The sequence below is a fragment of the Acinetobacter sp. F16 genome, from assembly GCF_052712855.1.
The window spans coordinates 22,181-38,937 of sequence record NZ_JBRATK010000006.1 but is presented as its reverse complement, the minus strand read 5'-3'; the positions used below and the strand labels follow the sequence as shown (position 1 = coordinate 38,937).

Genomic DNA, 16,757 nt, shown 5'->3' with positions numbered 1-16,757 from the left:
TTGGTCAATTTTGAACAAGTTTAGTTCATTTCAAAAGTTTGATGATCTGCTACAATATCGCCAAATTTTTATATTGATCAGTTCTGATCTTTTACACTGCCATTCTGCAGTAGGTATCTTTCATGAGTTTTAAAGACGAATTAGCGGCACAGGTCGCGCAGCGACGGACGTTCGCGATTATTTCCCACCCCGATGCTGGTAAAACCACCATGACAGAAAAACTGTTGTTATGGGGTAAAGCGATTCAGGTTGCCGGGATGGTCAAAAGCCGCAAGTCAGACCGTGCTGCAACGTCTGACTGGATGGAAATGGAAAAAGAACGTGGTATTTCCATCACGACCTCGGTTATGCAGTTTCCTTATAAAAAACATGTCATTAACTTGCTTGACACCCCGGGACATGAAGACTTCTCGGAAGATACTTACCGTACCTTAACTGCAGTTGACTCTGCACTTATGGTGATTGACGGTGCAAAAGGTGTCGAAGAACGTACCATTAAATTGATGGAAGTGTGTCGTATGCGCGACACGCCAATCATTTCTTTTGTCAACAAAATGGACCGTGAAATTCGTGAGCCACTAGAATTGCTTGACGAAATTGAAAACGTTTTGAAAATCCGTTGCGTGCCATTGACCTGGCCAATGGGTACAGGACGTGATTTTGCCGGTGTCTATAATCTTGCAGAAGAAAAATTTTACGTTTACAAAGCAGGTTTTGGCTCGACCATTACCGACATTGAAATTCGTGATGGGTATGATTATCCAGACTTGCGTGAAAAAGTCGGTGATCTTGCTTTTGCTGCCTTTGAAGAGTCCTTAGAGCTTGTTCAAATGGCCAATGATCCGATTGATCGTGAGCTGTTCTTGCAAGGTAAACAAACACCAGTGCTGTTTGGTACCGCTTTAGGTAACTTTGCAGTTGATCATGTTCTGGATGCTTTCATTAAATGGGCACCCGAACCGAAAGCGCATCCAACCAAAGAACGCACTGTAGAGGCGACTGAAGAAGGTTTCACCGGCTTCGTATTTAAAATTCAGGCCAATATGGATCCGAAACATCGTGACCGTATTGCATTCATGCGAATCTGCTCCGGTAAGTATGAGAAAGGCTTAAAAATGAATCATGTGCGTCTGGGTAAAGATGTACGAATTAGTGATGCCTTAACTTTCTTGGCGGGTGAACGTGAACAGTTAGAAGAAGCTTGGCCAGGTGACATCATTGGTTTACACAACCACGGCACCATTCAGATCGGTGATGCTTTTTCATCGGGTGAAAATGTTCATTTTACCGGTATTCCGCACTTTGCTCCAGAAATGTTCCGCCGTGTACGTTTAAAAGATCCGCTAAAATCCAAACAATTGCAAAAAGGCTTGAAAGAACTTTCCGAAGAAGGTGCGACTCAGGTCTTTATGCCGCAAATCAGTAATGACCTAATTGTGGGTGCAGTCGGTGTACTTCAGTTTGAAGTGGTCGCGTACCGCTTGAAAGAAGAATACAAGGTTGATTGCGTTTACGAGCCGGTAAACATTAATACTGTACGTTGGGTTTCATGTGATGATGAAAAGAAATTCAACGAGTTTAAGAAAAAAGCGCATGATCAATTGTCGATAGATGGTGGTGGTCATTTGACTTACCTGGCGCCAAGTCGTGTGAACTTGCAACTCATGCAAGAGCGTTATCCGGATATTCAATTCCGTGCTACACGCGAACACTAAACATAACGAAAAATAAAACAGCTTCTTTATGAAGCTGTTTTATTATGTAGAATCATTTAGATAGATACATTTATACAGATCAGTCACTTTAGAAAAAGAGTTGTAAGCATGAACGGGAAAATAGTGGGCGCATCAGTGATCGCCATTGGTCTGATACTCAGTGCTTGCGATGCTTCAAAAAAGGAACAATCAGACCTATCACATGAAAAGTCTGAAACTTCAGTGGTAAAAATTGAGAAAGCAGAGGTTTTACCGTATTTAAATATTCAAGAACAAGAGGCAAAAATTGCTTTGCCCTTTTGTGAAACCAAAAATTGTATTGACCTGAGTATTCAAACAGTACATACCGAAGATGCCTGGTTAAATGACTGGATTGCGAAAAGCCAAGCGGTGGTCATTCAAGATCAGATTGGACTTAAACAGGATATGAGTTTACAGCAGGCTATTAATGCATATGTGAAAAAGTCAGATGCATGGCAGGCGGAATTTTCCAAGAATAAAGCTTATGAACTCTCGATGTATACCCGAATTGCCTATCAGCGTAATCAATATGTCCTGATGCAATTGGGCGTAGATACTAATCAAGAAGGCATTAAGGTTAAGGAACGATATTATTTCTTTGTAGCAGACCGGAAAAAACAGAAAGCGGTCACTGTATTGGATGTGATTGAGCCTACGCAGCAAAACACGATGAATAACCTTGTTCAGCAGGCTTACCAAAAATGGTTAAAAGAGCAAACGGCAGACGTGAGACAGAAGGCGCCAAAAAAACTCTATTGGGGACAAGCTGACTGGTTCTTTGATCAGGAAGGAATTGGCTTACATTATCGCACCCATGAAATTGTTCAGGATGGCAAACAACTGGATATTTATTTAAGCAAAGAACAAACGCAACAGATATTGAAAGTTGATGTATATCAGCATATGTTCTAGTAATCCGTAGTAAATACAGACATCTAACAGAAGTCAGTTTACCCGATTAAAATGATAGGTCAGATGATGCTAAAAAATAAAACAATCTTTACCATGAGTATGCTTGCTGCAGCGATTGCATTGAGTGCCTGCCAGCCTAAGCAAACCGAACCTAAACAGGATCAAGCGGCAGCATCTGAAGCGGTTCAGGCTGAAGCATTAAAATTGGCAGGGGATTCTGAAAAGTTAACTTTAGCTTTGCCTGAATGTGATGGGAATAGTTGTCCTGAAATTTCAATTGAACGCCTTTCCAGTAACCAGGCCTTTATTGATGACGTTATTGACCAGCAAATTTTAAAACAGCTGGATCAAATTTTGGATATTTCGCCAAAGTTGTTGAAAGAAAATCAGCAGGCGACAACAGCGGAAAATCCGAAAGATTCAAAAGCTCAGAATCAGGCAGCTGAACAGCCAGCATCGCTAGCAGTTGAAACACCGAAGCAAAAACTGGAACAACAAGTTGCACCTTATTTGGTAAATTTCCTGTCTTTGGATAAAGAATTGAAGGCATTAAGTGCCAATCATCAAATCAGTTTAATGATCAAGCCGAAGATCTTAAATGCAGACTTGCCTTTGGCGACTGTAGTTTTAAATTCGAGTAGTTACTTGGGTGGGGCGCATGGCTCATCCTCACAGCGCTACTATAATTTTGACTTGGAAAAGAAAAAACAGGTTGAGCTGAATGATATTTTAGCGCCGAATCAAAAAGCAGCTTTGGAAAAGAAAGCCCATGAAGTGTTTAAAACTTGGGTGATTGAATCCAAGTTGGCGAATAGTGTTGAAGAATATGAACAGGCATGGAAATTCACCTTATCGGATAATTTCTATTTGTCCAGCCAAGGTTTGATTTTACAATATGGCGAATATGAGATCGGTCCTTATGTGGTGGGATTGCCACGTTTGACCATTCCTTATGATCAATTGCAAACTGTGCTGAAGAAACAGTATTTACCTCCGGTTGAAGCAAAGAATGCTTCAGCGCCGGCAAGTACCCCTACAGCAAGTAAAGCTCAGTCTTAATGTCTTATTCACTGTTTGATACTCACACCCATTTTGATGTTCCCGATTTTGATCATGATCGGGAACAACTGGCGCATGCTGCAAAAAAGGTGGGGCTGGAACGGTTAATTTTGATTGGTTTTGTACAATCTCGCTTTAACGATTTGGTTCAAACTCAGCGTTTTTTAAATCAATTACCGGATGCGCCCCAAAGTTATCTAGCGCCGGGTCTGCATCCATTTTATATTGAAGATCATCAAATATCACACCTTGCAGATTTAGAGCGACTTTTAACAACTGAATCGTGTGTGGCGATTGGTGAAATTGGTCTGGATACTTTTTTAAAACAGCACAAACAAGCAGACATTTTTCAAAAGCAGCAAGATTATTTCTCTGCACAACTTGAATTGGCGCAGCAATTTCATAAGCCCGTGTTATTGCATATTCGTAAATCGCATGCTGAAACATTGGCAATCTTGAAGCAGCATCAATTTAAATTGGGCGGTATTGCCCATGCGTTTAGTGGCGGCATAGAAGAAGCCAAGGCTTTTACTAAACTGGGTTTTAAAATTGGTGTCACCGGACAAATTACCAATCCGAATGCGAAAAAATTACATGCGGTGATTCAGGCCATGGGTGCAGAACATTTGGTTTTGGAAACAGACTGCCCAGATATGACGCCCCTATGTTGTCAAAGTTCTACCGAACACCGAACCCGAAATACGCCTGTGAATTTGCTTTATGTTTTGGATGGACTGGCACAATCACTAAATCTGGATCAAGCTTTTCTTGCTGAAAAATTATGGCAAAATTCACTGCATGCCTTACATCTTGATTCGTAAAAAACGTTATGAAACAACCTTTTATCCATAAATATTGGTATTTGATTTCATCGTTTGCTATGAATGTAGTCCTTAGATCTTCCTGTTTTGTAGAATGTTGCAAAGATCCATTTTCTATTATTAAAACCTGTCTATACTATTTTAAAAATCTAAATGAAAAATAATGAGTGAATTATGCAAAGTAATAATCCCATTTTAACCCGGGTGGAAACCCACAGTGATTTTAACCAGACCATGACGGTGCAAGGCGCGATCCAAAAATCAGTATTACTGACGGTGATTGCTGCTGCGGTAGGTTTGTCTCTGTTTCTGTATAGCTTTATGACCATGAATTTATCACTGGCCTATGCCGGTGCAATGGTCGGTGCGATTGGTGGATTGATCTTGGCACTTATCGCGACATTCAAACCGAATACGGCACCGGTGTTAGCGATTCCTTATGCCTTATTTGAAGGTGCCTTTTTAGGCGGAATTTCAGTGATTTTCCAGGTGAAATTCCCGGGTGTACCTTTGCAAGCTTTACTGGCGACCTTTATTACCACCTTGGTGATGTTTGCCTTGTATCGCTTTCAAATTATTCGTGCTACAGAAAAATTTAAAGCGGTAGTATTGTCTGCATCCATTGCGATCGCCATTGTCTTTGTGGTGCAAATTGTCATGCGTTTGGCTTTTGGCTCAAGCATTCCTTACATTTTTGAAAGTAACTGGCTCGGGATCGGCTTTGCTGCATTTGTTGCGGTGATTGCTTCTTTAAACCTGATTCTCGACTTTGACCTGATTGAATCATCAGCTGCACAGTACGCCCCGAAAGCGATGGAATGGTTGTGTGGTATTGCCTTATTGGCGACTTTGGTCTGGATGTATTATTCCTTCCTGCGTTTGCTTGGTTTATTACAAGGCGATGATTAGTCGTCCTAGATGATTAGCCATCCTAAAAGTAAAATCCATTTAAATAAAAATGCTCCTACCTATAGGGGCATTTTTTATGATTTTTACAGAACATGCTAAAAAAGGTGCATTATGCAATTTCGCAAATGCTCCAGACTTGGCATTATGCTTGTAAATTATTTTGAGTGAGATTCACATGGCACAAGGACTATTGGCGGGTAAGCGCTTTTTAATCGCAGGTGTTGCAAGTAAGTTATCCATTGCATTTGGTATTGCTCAAGCCTTACACCGTGAAGGTGCGGAACTCGCATTTACTTATCCAAATGAAAAATTAAAAAAACGTGTTGATGATTTTGCTACACAGTTTGGTTCAACTTTAGTTTTTCCTTGTGACGTGGCCGTTGATGCTGAAATTGACCAGGCTTTTCTAGACTTGGCAAAACATTGGGATGGTCTGGATGGCGTGGTTCATTCAATCGGTTTTGCACCAGCGCATACCTTGGATGGCGACTTTACCGATGTTACTGACCGTGAAGGTTTTAACGTTGCCCACGATATTAGTGCATACAGCTTTGTTGCCATGGCACGTGCTGCGAAACCTTTACTCAAAGTTCGTCAAGGTTGCTTGCTGACGTTGACTTACCAGGGTTCTGAACGTGTGATGCCAAACTACAACGTGATGGGTATGGCGAAAGCATCGTTGGAAGCAGGTGTACGTTATTTAGCGTCAAGCTTGGGTAGTGAAGGTATTCGCGTGAATGCCATTTCAGCGGGTCCAATTCGTACACTGGCAGCATCAGGCATTAAATCTTTCCGTAAAATGCTCGACCTGAATGAGAAAGTTGCGCCACTTAAACGTAATGTAACCATTGAAGATGTGGGTAATGCAGCATTATTCCTATGCTCACCTTGGGCAAATGGTATTACCGGTGAGATTATGTATGTTGATGCTGGCTTTAATACGGTTGGTATGAGTGCAGATTTGATGGCGGATGCTGAATAAAAAAACTCCCTCCTTTATTAAAGGAGGGCTGGGGAGGATTCTATAATCCCCCTCATCCCGACCTTCTCCCAAAGGGAGAGGGAATAAATGGAAAATAAAAAAGACCGCATATGCGGTCTTTTTTATATGAGGCTGGCTTAAAGAATTAAGCTTGACCTTCAGCAGCGGCAACTTGAGCACGTTGCATATTTGCTTCGAATTCAGCATCGAAGTTAATTGGAGTAAGAAGCAATTGCGGGAAGCTTCCTTTAGTGACCATGTCATTTACAGCTTCGCGTAAGAATGGGAACAGGATATTTGGGCAGTATGCACCCAGAATATAAGGAAGGCGTTCTTCTTCAACGCTATCCACCAAGAAGATACCTGATTGGGTCACGTCAACGATGAATGCTGTTTCACCGGCGTTATTCGCTTGAACAACCACTTGTAACGCAACTTCATAATGGGTCGCATCAATTTTTTCTGCAGAAGAAGACAGGTTGATATTTAATTCAGGCTGCCATTCCTTGGTAAAAACTTGCGCCCCAGGTACTTCAAAAGAAATATCTTTAGTATAAATACGTTCAAGTGCTAATTGCGGTTGAGCTTGTTGTTCACTCATTTTTTAATCCTTAATATGAGGGTGACTTAATAAAACCATTAAGCCAATAAGTCGTTGAGTTTTCCTTCACGCTCTAAAGCATAAAGTTGGTCAAAACCACCGATAAATTGGTCGTTAATAAAAATTTGTGGAACAGTACGGTGATTGGTGCGTTGCATCAATTCAATACGTACTTCAGGCGCTTCCTTAGATAAATTAATTTCTTTATATGCAACGCCTTTACGCTCAAGAAGTTGTTTCGCGCGAACGCAGTAAGGGCATACAGTTGTTGAATAAATGATTACTTCAGCCATTAAAATATCTCCTTAAGCGAATTATTTACTTTTAATGAGGGGTAAACCTTGGACTTTCCAGTTGTTTACGCCGCCATCTAAACGGTAGCTATCAGCATGACCCACTTGTTGCAAAGCTGTACCTGCAATTTGACCGAGGTTACAAATAAACACTAGTGGACGATCCGAAGATTTTAACTCTTCAATATGGCTTGCAATTTGGCTATACGGAATGTTACGGCTACCGCTGATATGACCTTCACGAAAGTCTTTCGCATCGCGTAAATCAATCAGCATGGCATTTTTAGCTTTGACTAAAATACCTAAAGACTGTGGTGAAATCTTACGACCATTGCGTTGTCCTTCCAAAACGAAGAACAAAACGATGAGAACCCCAAGTGTTCCAAACAAGAAGGGGTGATTCCCCATAAATTCCAACCAACGTTCCACAAGTCACCTAATTACAATTTAAAATTGCCTAGAGTATAGCTCATAAATATGGCGATCAAAATCGCCGCTTCAAGGGCTAAGGGTTAAGAAAAACTAATTTTTTTGCTGTGCTTCAGCAATTTCATCGCTTAAACGTAAATAACTGTCCAAACGACGCTGTAAAATTTCACCATTCGCGGCTGCCTGACGTAAAGCACATTGTTTTTCGTGCTTATGGGTACAGTTACGGAACTGGCAATGTCCAAGCAGATTTTCAATTTCAGGAAAACCTTGCTGAACTTTGTCGGGGTTTAAATGCCATAAACCAAATTCACGAATTCCGGGTGAGTCGATCAGTGCTGCACCTTCACCAAACGCAATTAAACGTGTAGAGGTGGTGGTGTGCTGACCTAGCGCAGAGTTTTCTGAAATAATATTGGTCTTTTGTGCAGCATCGGGAACCATGGCATTAATCAGCGAGCTTTTTCCGACACCCGACTGTCCCACAAAGGCCACGGTTTCACCCGCCAAACGATTTGCCAGTTCTGATAAATCACCACCAGATTGAGTTTGAATCACTTCATAACCTAAGGCCTGATACTCTTTCATTAGATTCAAAATCGGATCATTTTCTTTGATTAAGTCAGCTTTATTCAGCACCAAAAGTGCAGGAATTTCTGCATCGGCACACGCCACGATATAACGGTCAATTAAGCTTGGCGCGACTTCGGGGAAGGAGGCAAACACAATCACAATTAAACTGACATTGGCTGCAACCGGTTTAACTTTATGGTAACGGTCAGGACGGGTTAGCAGGGATTGACGTGGATGAATGGCGGTAATAATGCCGAGGCCGGTATTCGGGTCAGCCTGCCATTTAACACGGTCACCGGTGACCAGTGCTTCTAAATTGGTACGGGTATGACAGCGCCAGACACTGCCGAGTTCAATCGGCTTCCAGAAAGGTTCTGGTTCACCTGCGAGTACTTCAGGTTTGATCGGATGCTCATCAGGCGTTGATAGGGCTTGAACCTCAAGTTGACGACCATAGTGCTGTACCACCAAGCCTTCTAAATCACTTGAAGTGTCGAGTTCTTCTTGACGTGTTTGATGTTGTTTCTGAATGCGACGTTGCTGCTGTTCAGTTAAACGACGTTTACGAATTAAAGCCATTCATATCCTAAAAAAACCATGAACTAGGGATGTCAAAAATAGCATGAAGCGGGGTACCAGTTACAGCATCGACGCAATAAATTTGCTACTATAGCGGTTTTTAAGCCTAATAAGATTGCACATTTATGAGCAGCACTCCTGATACCCGCCTCATTTGGATTGACCTTGAAATGACAGGTCTAGATACTGATAACGACCAAATTATTGAAGTTGCAACCATTGTGACGGACGATAACCTCAATATTTTGGCGGAAGGCCCTGTGCTTGCTGTTCACCAGCCAGATCGCGTGTTAAATGCGATGGATGAATGGAATACCCGTCAACATGGACAATCCGGTCTGATTGAACGTGTACGCCGCAGTAAACTTACTGCGCAAGATGCGGAACAACAAACCTTAGAGTTTCTGAGAAAATGGGTGACACCAAAATCATCACCCATGTGTGGTAATTCCATTTGCCAAGACCGCCGTTTCTTGCACCGTTTAATGCCGGAAATGGAACAATTCTTCCATTACCGTAATCTTGATGTCTCTTCAGTGAAAGAGTTGGCGAAACGCTGGCGTCCAGAAATTATGAGTGGACTGAAAAAGAATGCCTCACATTTGGCCATGGATGATATTCGTGATTCGATTGTTGAACTCAAATATTATCGCGAGTATTTCTTTATTACCAATAAGTAAAGAATGACCGATTTATAGACATTGAAAAAAGGGGCGAAAGCCTCTTTTTTATAGCTAAAAAAATTCTATTTCTATTTTTTGCGCAATTTTTTATTTTTATTTCATCGGCTTAATCATATGGAAGATCATGCTGAAGATATAGATTATCGAATACAGGCAGAATTTGGTAAAATGCGCCGGTGTTTTTTAGATGCCAGATGACGAATGACTGATCTTCCTGAAGATGATGAATATGAGCGCCGCTTTGCAGGTGTGGAAAAAATTTATGGAGATGAAGCCTTTCGCCAGTATGAACACAGTCATGTGATGGTGATTGGAATTGGCGGCGTCGGTTCTTGGGCGGTTGAAGCTCTGGCACGTACCGGTATTGCTGAACTGACCTTAATTGATATGGATGTAGTGGCGGCATCTAATATTAACCGTCAGTTGCCAGCCATGAGTTCGACCTTGGGACGTGAAAAAATTGAGGTAATGGCCGAGCGCTGTCATTCAATTAATCCACGGATCAAAATCAATCTGGTCGATGATTATTTAACGCCTGACAATGTCACAGAACTTCTAGAATGCAAACCGGATGTGGTTCTGGACTGCATTGATGACGTCAAAGCCAAACTGGCCTTAATGCTGCATTGCCGATTTAATAAAATTCCTTTGATTGTGTCGGGCGGGGCAGGTGGCAAGCTTGATCCCTTAAAAATTCGTGTCGCAGATTTATCTAAAACCGAACAGGACCCGATGCTGGCAAAATTGCGCAGTCAGTTACGTGCCAAAGGAATTTGCAAAAAGACCAAAGAGAAGTTTGGCATTACCTGCGTGTATTCGATTGATAACCCATTCTCAAGTGCAGATGTTTGTCCAAGTGCCGGCTTGCGTTGCGGCGGTTATGGTTCAGCGGTGGTGGTCACTTCAAGTTTTGCCATGATTGCAGTTTCAGAAGTATTGAAAAAGCTGACTGTGAAAAAAGCGAAAACTGCAGCATCAAAATCATTATAGAATCTGGGCTTATAGAATCTGGACTGTTGATATTTTCATTTTGTGAATTACTTTTTGTGTTTCTCTTAAATATCAACAGTCCTGAATATGATTCACCTAAAGTCAAAGCTAATACATTGAATAATAATTATATTTATCAGTTACCCTACTTTTTTCCTGTTATTTCACCGACCATAAAAAGCTCAACCTAGATTCGACTTCCTGATTCTCCTGGTAAGTAAATTCTTTTTCGTTATTTCTTATGAGCTTTAAGCCAATCTTTTATTATTCAAATGTATAAGTTGAGTAAGGTGGGATACTCAAAGCAAAAAATATCACTACTCTGGAAAAGAAGCGAATGCACAAAATTTAATAATTTTTTCTTTCTTATTTCTAAAGTTTAGCTTCAGGAGAAAAGTAATGACGGATAATCATAATCGCGAAAAATTATGGGAACTGATCAAGGAAGTACGCTATGCAATGATCAGTCACACCACTGAGACACAAGAATTACACTCACAACCCATGACCATGCTGAATTCCGACAAGACTGAACAGATCAGTGAAGGTCATAATCTTTATTTTATCTTGAAGGATACTAACGATCTGGTCAGTGCTGTGAATTCTGGGCGTAATCAGATTGGATTGTCCTTTACCAAACCTTCGGATGGCATTTATGTTTCGATCAGTGCCCATGCACATCTCAGCACCGATCCAGCCTTGATCGACCTGCTCTGGAACCCTTGGGCTGAGAACTGGTTTACAGGTAAGGATGACCCAAGTGTGCGCGTATTGGTTGCTGAAGGTGTCAGCGCAGAATACTGGAACGTGACTGACAATAAAGTAACTCAGTTATTTAAATTAATTAAAGGCAGTGTGACAGGCCATGCTGGCGAAGTAGATTCGGATCACAAAAAACTCGATTTATAATCGGTCAGTATTTCAGGTCAAAAAATATAGCTTAAGCGTTTTAGGCTAAGTATGAAGAACACGTATAGAGTAAAATACGTGTTCTTCTTTTTCTATTAAGTAAAATGAATTTTTTAGTATCTTTATAAAAATTAAAGTCCGAAATAATAAGCCAGGATACAAATCACGATAGTCAGCAAAATCAGTTTAATTACCCCAGATGCACCGACTTTATGTGAACCGGGCGCTTTGTGGGCTTTTAAATGGGGTGAGGCGGGAATAGTTGTATGTGCTCCATCCAGAGGATTGGCTATTTCTACTTTGGTCAGTTTTGCAGACTGATAGTGATTGGCGACTTTGACAATAAACTTTGCCCTTAAATCATCCAGCTTTTGCGAAAAGTGACGCAGATTCAGTTGTTCTTCAGGTGTTAGTTCATTGCCATCAGCATGAAATGGATGCTGCTGTTTATGCTGAATGTAACTCGATAATGCTTCTAAACGATGTAGGGTGGTATGTGCATAATCTGCTTGATACTCAGTCGGCAGCAAGGGCAAATACTTACTTTCGAGCAAAAGCGAGCCATCAGCATTTTCGGTTTCGGCTTGAGTGAGGCCGTAATAAGGGAAATCCCGGTTTGCCGGCTCGCTAAGGCCTTGTGCAAATTTGCTATCGAACAGCTCGTTGTCGGTATAGGTCTGAATGTCATCCCAATTCGGCTGCTGCAAATCGGCATCAACACGTTTTGCAAGCTTGGGATTTAAATCAAAACGCCAAAATGTTTCCTGACGGTATTGTTCCTGCTGCGGTTTAGGCGCTTCATAGTCATTGTCAGCGCTATACCATTCTGGGAGTTCCTTACCAAAAATCCAGGCGGTTTTTTTATTATGTTCATGGCTGACAATAAAATGCGGAATGGCTAAAAGCTCTACATTGGCATTTGGATTTTTTTCGTCAATTAAAAGGCTTGAGCTATGTAAGCTAATGCGATGACTGCCTTGTTTTTTTAGACCTTCAAGCCAGATTTGAAAATGTTGCGCCAGTAAATGTTGTGACATGAGATCACGGAAACGCAAGTTATGCTGGTTAAAAATGGAATGCTGTACCCAGTAATTAAAGCTTAAATTCTGGCTGAGATACTCATTACCATACGTTACCAAAGTCAATTGTTGTTTCCAGATTGGATCGAGTGCCATTGTTATTGATCTCATAAATAATGACTTTATCTTATACTTTTTATAAATCTGGATGCCAATCTAATTTTCCTCTACAGGGAACTTCATCAATACGTTCAAAAACTGTTAGAATATGGGGTTTTATTATATTTTTAAATTGTTGCTTTGAGAGTTACTATGTCACTGGAAGCCCTGACCACTGAAGCGCTCGCTGCGATTGCAGCAGCTCAAGACCTTGCTACACTCGATCAAGTACGAGTGCAATTTACAGGGAAGAAAAGCCAGCTCGCGGAACAATCGAAGGCACTCGGTAAAATGGATCCTGAAGAACGTAAAGTTTTTGGGGCGAAAATTCACGCTGTACGTGAAGCCATTACTGGTGCATTAACGACACGCCAGGCGGAATTACAAAAAGCTGCACTAGAACAAAAACTTGCTAGCGAAATGATCGACATTACCTTGCCAGGTCGTGGTCAAAGCGTGGGTAGTATCCACCCTGTGACTCAAGTGCAAGAACGTATTTGCCAGTTCTTTACCAAAGCGGGTTTTACGGTTGCGACCGGTCCTGAAGTTGAAGATGATTATCACAACTTTGAAGCACTGAATATTCCGGGTCATCACCCTGCGCGTGCCATGCATGACACCTTCTATTTTGATGTCAATCATTTATTGCGTACGCATACTTCAGGTGTACAGATCCGTACCATGGAAACCCAACAGCCGCCGATTCGCATTGTTTGCCCGGGCCGTGTCTATCGCTGTGACTCGGACCAAACCCATTCGCCAATGTTCCATCAAATTGAAGGCTTATACATTGCGGAAAATACCAGCTTTGCGGAACTGAAAGGCTTGTTGGTTAACCTGTTAAATGAATTCTTTGAAAAAGATTTAACCGTACGTTTCCGTCCATCTTACTTCCCGTTCACTGAACCAAGTGCCGAAGTGGATATTATGGATGAACGCGGTCGTTGGTTAGAGGTTCTAGGTTGCGGTATGGTACATCCGAACGTGCTTCGAGCAGCGGGCATCGATCCTGAAAAATATAAAGGTTTTGCTTTTGGTCTGGGTGTAGAACGTTTTGCAATGCTTCGCTACGGCGTAAATGACTTGCGTATGTTCTTCCAAAATGATGTGCGTTTCTTACGCCAATTTGCTTAAGACAGATTATTGATGGCCTCTCCCTCAATTGAGGAGAGTGTTAAAACAGAAATTGAATTTTTAGATTTAAAAATCCCCCTCAATCTCCCTTTAAAAAGGGGGACTTACACGAAGAAAAATATCGTGTGAGAATTCCCCTCTTTCTTAAAGAGGGGTTAGGGGAGATTCAGGAAAATGAATTTATGAAAATTAGCGAAAATTGGTTACGCACATGGGTCAACCCGGCCATTGATAGCGAGAAACTCTCTGACCAACTCACCATGCTTGGTCTGGAAGTCGATGAATTAGCGCCAGCAGCTAAACCATTTACAGGCGTGGTTGTAGGTGAGGTTCTGACTGTAGAACAGCATCCAGATGCAGACCGTTTACGTGTCACCACAGTGAACATTGGTTCAGGTGAGCCTTTACAAATCGTATGCGGTGCGCCAAATGTACGTGCAGGGATGAAAGCTCCTGTAGCAACCATTGGTGCAGTATTGCCAGGTGATTTCAAAATCAAGAAAGGCAAGCTTCGTGGTGTGGAATCACAAGGCATGCTGTGTGGTGCTTCTGAAATTGACCTTGAAGATAAAATTGATGGTCTTTTAGAATTACCGAACGATGCGCCTGTAGGCGTAAATGTACGTGAATATTTAAACCTTGATGACAACGTGATTGATATCAGCATCACGCCAAACCGTGGTGACTGTTTCAGTATCCGTGGTATTGCACGTGAGATTGGTGTAATTAACCAATTGGCTGTGACTGCACCTGAAATCAAGGAAGTTGCTGCAACAATTACAGACCTTAAAAATGTAGTTGTTGATACAGAAGGTTGTCCGCGTTATTTGGGCCGTATAATCAAAAACGTCAACACCAAAGCACCGACACCTGAATGGATGGAGCGTGCGCTGGCTCGTTCTGGTATCCGTCAGCACAGTATTCTTGTCGATATTACAAACTACGTCTTAATTGAGCTCGGTCAACCATTACACGCATTTGATGGCGGCAAGGTTCAAGGTGCAGTTCATGTGCGTCAGGCAACGGCTGCTGAAAAACTGGTTCTTTTGAACGAGCAAGAAGTTGAATTGACTGAAGATGTGATGGTGATTGCAGATGATGCAAAAGCATTGGCGATTGCCGGTATTATGGGTGGCCTGTCTTCATCTGTGACTGATGCAACCACTGAAATCTTCCTTGAATCTGCATTCTTCGCGCCATTGCACATCGCAGGTCGTGCACGCCGTTATGGTTTACATACCGATGCATCTCAGCGCTATGAACGTGGTGTCGATTTCGAATTACCAATGATTGCCATGAACCGTGCATCACAGCTTATTGCTGAATTGGCGGGTGGTGAGTTTGGTCCAGTCACTGTTGCAGAAAAAGCTGAACTTTTACCAACACGTGACCCGATTGAACTGAATCAAGCTCAAGTGGATCAATTGTTGGGTTATCGCGTTGAAAGTGACTTTATTACCGATGCGTTGCAGCGTCTCGGTTGTATCGTAACGGTAAAAGCACAAGGCGAGTGGACTGTTGTTCCGCCTTCACACCGTTATGACATGGCCATTTATCAAGACTTGATTGAAGAAGTTGCCCGTATTCACGGCTATGACAATATTCAAATCAGTCTGCCTGTGATTGATGTGAAACTTGCAAAACATCAAGATCAGTTTGAATTGCCTCAACTTCGTCAAACCTTGGTGACTTTAGGTTATCAAGAGGCGATCAGCTTCAGCTTTGCCGATGCCAAACTTGAAAAACAATTGAATCCAAATGTTAATCCATTGATGTTGGCGAATCCAATCTCAAGCGAATTAGCTGCGATGCGTTCGACTTTGTTATCAAGCTTGATTCCATGCGTGCAGTACAATATTAATCGTCAGCAAAATCGCGTACGTTTCTTTGAGCTGGGTTTACGTTTTGATTATCAAGATGCGCAGAGCATTCATGATCTGAAACAAATCCCGACTTTGGCTTTAATTGCAGTCGGTGCTAAAAATGCTGAATCTTGGCATGCTAAAGCACAGCCGATGGATTTCTTTGACCTTAAAGGTGAAGTTGAAGAGATTTTAGCTGCGGGCCGTGTGAAAGTTGAATATGTTCGTTCAGAACGTGCATGGTTACATCCTGGTCAATCTGCTGAGATTTTAGTAGATGGCAAGTCTGTCGGTTACCTCGGCCGTTTGCACCCATCTTTAGAAGATGAACTCGATTTGGGCATCACTTGGGTAGCAGAACTCGATCAACAGGCTGTTTTGCAAACTTATGTATCTAATTTTACAGAATTATCACGTTTTCCATCGGTTAGACGTGATATTGCGCTTTTAATTAGTGATAAGATTAATGTTAGCGAAATTCAGCAACTTATCGAAAAAACGGGTGGAGAGTTATTAGGCTCGACCTGGCTGTTCGATGTATACACTGGACAAGGTGTCGAAGAAGGTAAACGCTCATTAGCATTTGCAATTTTATGGCAACATCCATCACGTACACTTGAAGATGCTGAAATTAAATCGGGTATGGATCAAATCATCGAAGTGTTGCAAAACACTTATCAGGCGACATTGAGGGCTTCATGACAGCATTAACAAAAGCAGAAATGGCTGATCATTTAAGTGAGCTCACGAGTTTAAACCGTCGTGAAGCAAAACAAATGGTCGAGTTGTTCTTCGATGAGATTAGCCAAGCGCTAATCTCAGGCGAGCAAGTAAAACTTTCGGGGTTCGGTAACTTTGAGTTGCGTGATAAACGTCAACGCCCAGGTCGAAACCCGAAAACGGGTGAAGAAATTCCAATTTCTGCACGCCGTGTAGTCACATTCCGTGCAGGGCAGAAATTCCGCCAGCGCGTAGGAAATGAGCAGATCGATTGATCTGCTTTTTTTTATTTTAAATTTGCCAAGCTCTATTACTTGAGTGAAGGTGAAGTAGGCTATGGTAGGAAATAATGTCGCAGGTGAAAATAAAATGAGATAATTTTTATTT

General features: G+C 41.8%; 17 protein-coding genes. 12 read left to right on the top strand and 5 right to left on the bottom strand.

Features of this window, described 5'->3' with window-relative positions; translation table 11 throughout:
• Positions 1–122: 122 nt before the first annotated feature.
• From ACU0NF_RS05155 to ACU0NF_RS05130, 6 genes are all read left to right on the top strand, one after another.
• A complete protein-coding gene (locus ACU0NF_RS05155; RefSeq protein ID WP_131385249.1) occupies positions 123–1,715 on the top strand; it encodes a peptide chain release factor 3 in 1,593 nt (530 codons plus the stop codon).
• 108 nt (positions 1,716–1,823) lie between these two features.
• Entirely contained in the window at positions 1,824–2,648 is an 825-nt protein-coding gene (locus ACU0NF_RS05150) for a hypothetical protein (RefSeq protein WP_445660354.1), read from the top strand.
• Positions 2,649–2,714: 66 nt separating this feature from the next.
• On the top strand, positions 2,715–3,707 hold the full coding sequence (locus ACU0NF_RS05145; protein WP_445660353.1) for an RsiV family protein: 993 nt from the start codon (positions 2,715–2,717) through the stop codon (positions 3,705–3,707).
• Complete coding sequence (locus ACU0NF_RS05140; protein WP_445660352.1) at positions 3,707–4,528, top strand: TatD family hydrolase; 822 nt, start codon at positions 3,707–3,709, stop codon at positions 4,526–4,528. The genes ACU0NF_RS05145 and ACU0NF_RS05140 overlap by 1 nt, the downstream gene beginning before the upstream one ends.
• Positions 4,529–4,702: 174 nt before the next feature.
• Positions 4,703–5,437: a Bax inhibitor-1/YccA family protein gene (locus ACU0NF_RS05135; RefSeq protein WP_445660351.1), complete on the top strand. Its 735-nt coding sequence runs from the start codon at positions 4,703–4,705 to the stop codon at positions 5,435–5,437.
• Between the two features lie 175 nt (positions 5,438–5,612).
• The gene (locus tag ACU0NF_RS05130) at positions 5,613–6,419 is read left to right on the top strand and encodes an enoyl-ACP reductase FabI (protein ID WP_131267068.1); all 807 of its coding nucleotides are present in this window, start codon (positions 5,613–5,615) and stop codon (positions 6,417–6,419) included.
• Between the two features lie 145 nt (positions 6,420–6,564).
• Here the strand turns inward: ACU0NF_RS05130 and secB are convergent, their stop codons facing one another.
• The 4 genes from secB to rsgA all read right to left on the bottom strand — a co-directional run bounded on the left by secB (position 6,565) and on the right by rsgA (position 8,894).
• Positions 6,565–7,020 (bottom strand): protein-export chaperone SecB, encoded by a 456-nt coding sequence (gene secB / locus ACU0NF_RS05125; RefSeq protein WP_131216434.1) that lies wholly within the window; start codon positions 7,018–7,020, stop codon positions 6,565–6,567.
• A gap of 38 nt (positions 7,021–7,058) precedes the next feature.
• Positions 7,059–7,313 (bottom strand): glutaredoxin 3, encoded by a 255-nt coding sequence (grxC, locus tag ACU0NF_RS05120; protein WP_445660350.1) that lies wholly within the window; start codon positions 7,311–7,313, stop codon positions 7,059–7,061.
• A 21-nt stretch (positions 7,314–7,334) separates the two neighbouring features.
• A complete protein-coding gene (locus ACU0NF_RS05115; RefSeq protein ID WP_131385906.1) occupies positions 7,335–7,742 on the bottom strand; it encodes a rhodanese-like domain-containing protein in 408 nt (135 codons plus the stop codon).
• Between the two features lie 93 nt (positions 7,743–7,835).
• Entirely contained in the window at positions 7,836–8,894 is a 1,059-nt protein-coding gene (rsgA, locus tag ACU0NF_RS05110; RefSeq protein WP_445660349.1) for a small ribosomal subunit biogenesis GTPase RsgA, read from the bottom strand.
• A gap of 125 nt (positions 8,895–9,019) precedes the next feature.
• On the opposite strand from rsgA, the gene orn reads away from it, so the two are divergent.
• The 3 genes from orn (at position 9,020) to ACU0NF_RS05095 (ending at position 11,476) form a co-directional block, all read left to right on the top strand.
• Positions 9,020–9,574: an oligoribonuclease gene (gene orn / locus ACU0NF_RS05105; RefSeq protein ID WP_445660348.1), complete on the top strand. Its 555-nt coding sequence runs from the start codon at positions 9,020–9,022 to the stop codon at positions 9,572–9,574.
• Positions 9,575–9,778: 204 nt separating this feature from the next.
• A complete protein-coding gene (locus ACU0NF_RS05100) occupies positions 9,779–10,567 on the top strand; it encodes a tRNA threonylcarbamoyladenosine dehydratase (protein ID WP_445660347.1) in 789 nt (262 codons plus the stop codon).
• A 399-nt stretch (positions 10,568–10,966) separates the two neighbouring features.
• Complete coding sequence (locus ACU0NF_RS05095; RefSeq protein WP_445660346.1) at positions 10,967–11,476, top strand: pyridoxamine 5'-phosphate oxidase family protein; 510 nt, start codon at positions 10,967–10,969, stop codon at positions 11,474–11,476.
• A 131-nt stretch (positions 11,477–11,607) separates the two neighbouring features.
• Here ACU0NF_RS05095 and ACU0NF_RS05090 read toward each other — a convergent pair whose 3' ends face one another.
• Positions 11,608–12,651, bottom strand: coding sequence for a hypothetical protein (locus ACU0NF_RS05090; protein WP_445660345.1), 1,044 nt, complete (start codon positions 12,649–12,651; stop codon positions 11,608–11,610).
• Between the two features lie 156 nt (positions 12,652–12,807).
• Here ACU0NF_RS05090 and pheS point away from each other — a divergent pair, with 156 nt between their 5' ends.
• The 3 genes from pheS (at position 12,808) to ACU0NF_RS05075 (ending at position 16,645) form a co-directional block, all read left to right on the top strand.
• Positions 12,808–13,788 (top strand): phenylalanine--tRNA ligase subunit alpha, encoded by a 981-nt coding sequence (gene pheS / locus ACU0NF_RS05085; RefSeq protein ID WP_445660344.1) that lies wholly within the window; start codon positions 12,808–12,810, stop codon positions 13,786–13,788.
• A gap of 182 nt (positions 13,789–13,970) precedes the next feature.
• Positions 13,971–16,352 carry a phenylalanine--tRNA ligase subunit beta gene (gene pheT, locus ACU0NF_RS05080; protein ID WP_445660343.1) on the top strand — a complete coding sequence of 794 codons (2,382 nt, stop codon included), beginning with the start codon at positions 13,971–13,973 and terminating at the stop codon, positions 16,350–16,352.
• Complete coding sequence (locus ACU0NF_RS05075; RefSeq protein ID WP_004649746.1) at positions 16,349–16,645, top strand: integration host factor subunit alpha; 297 nt, start codon at positions 16,349–16,351, stop codon at positions 16,643–16,645. Before pheT ends, ACU0NF_RS05075 begins: the two co-directional genes overlap by 4 nt.
• Positions 16,646–16,757 lie beyond the last annotated feature (112 nt).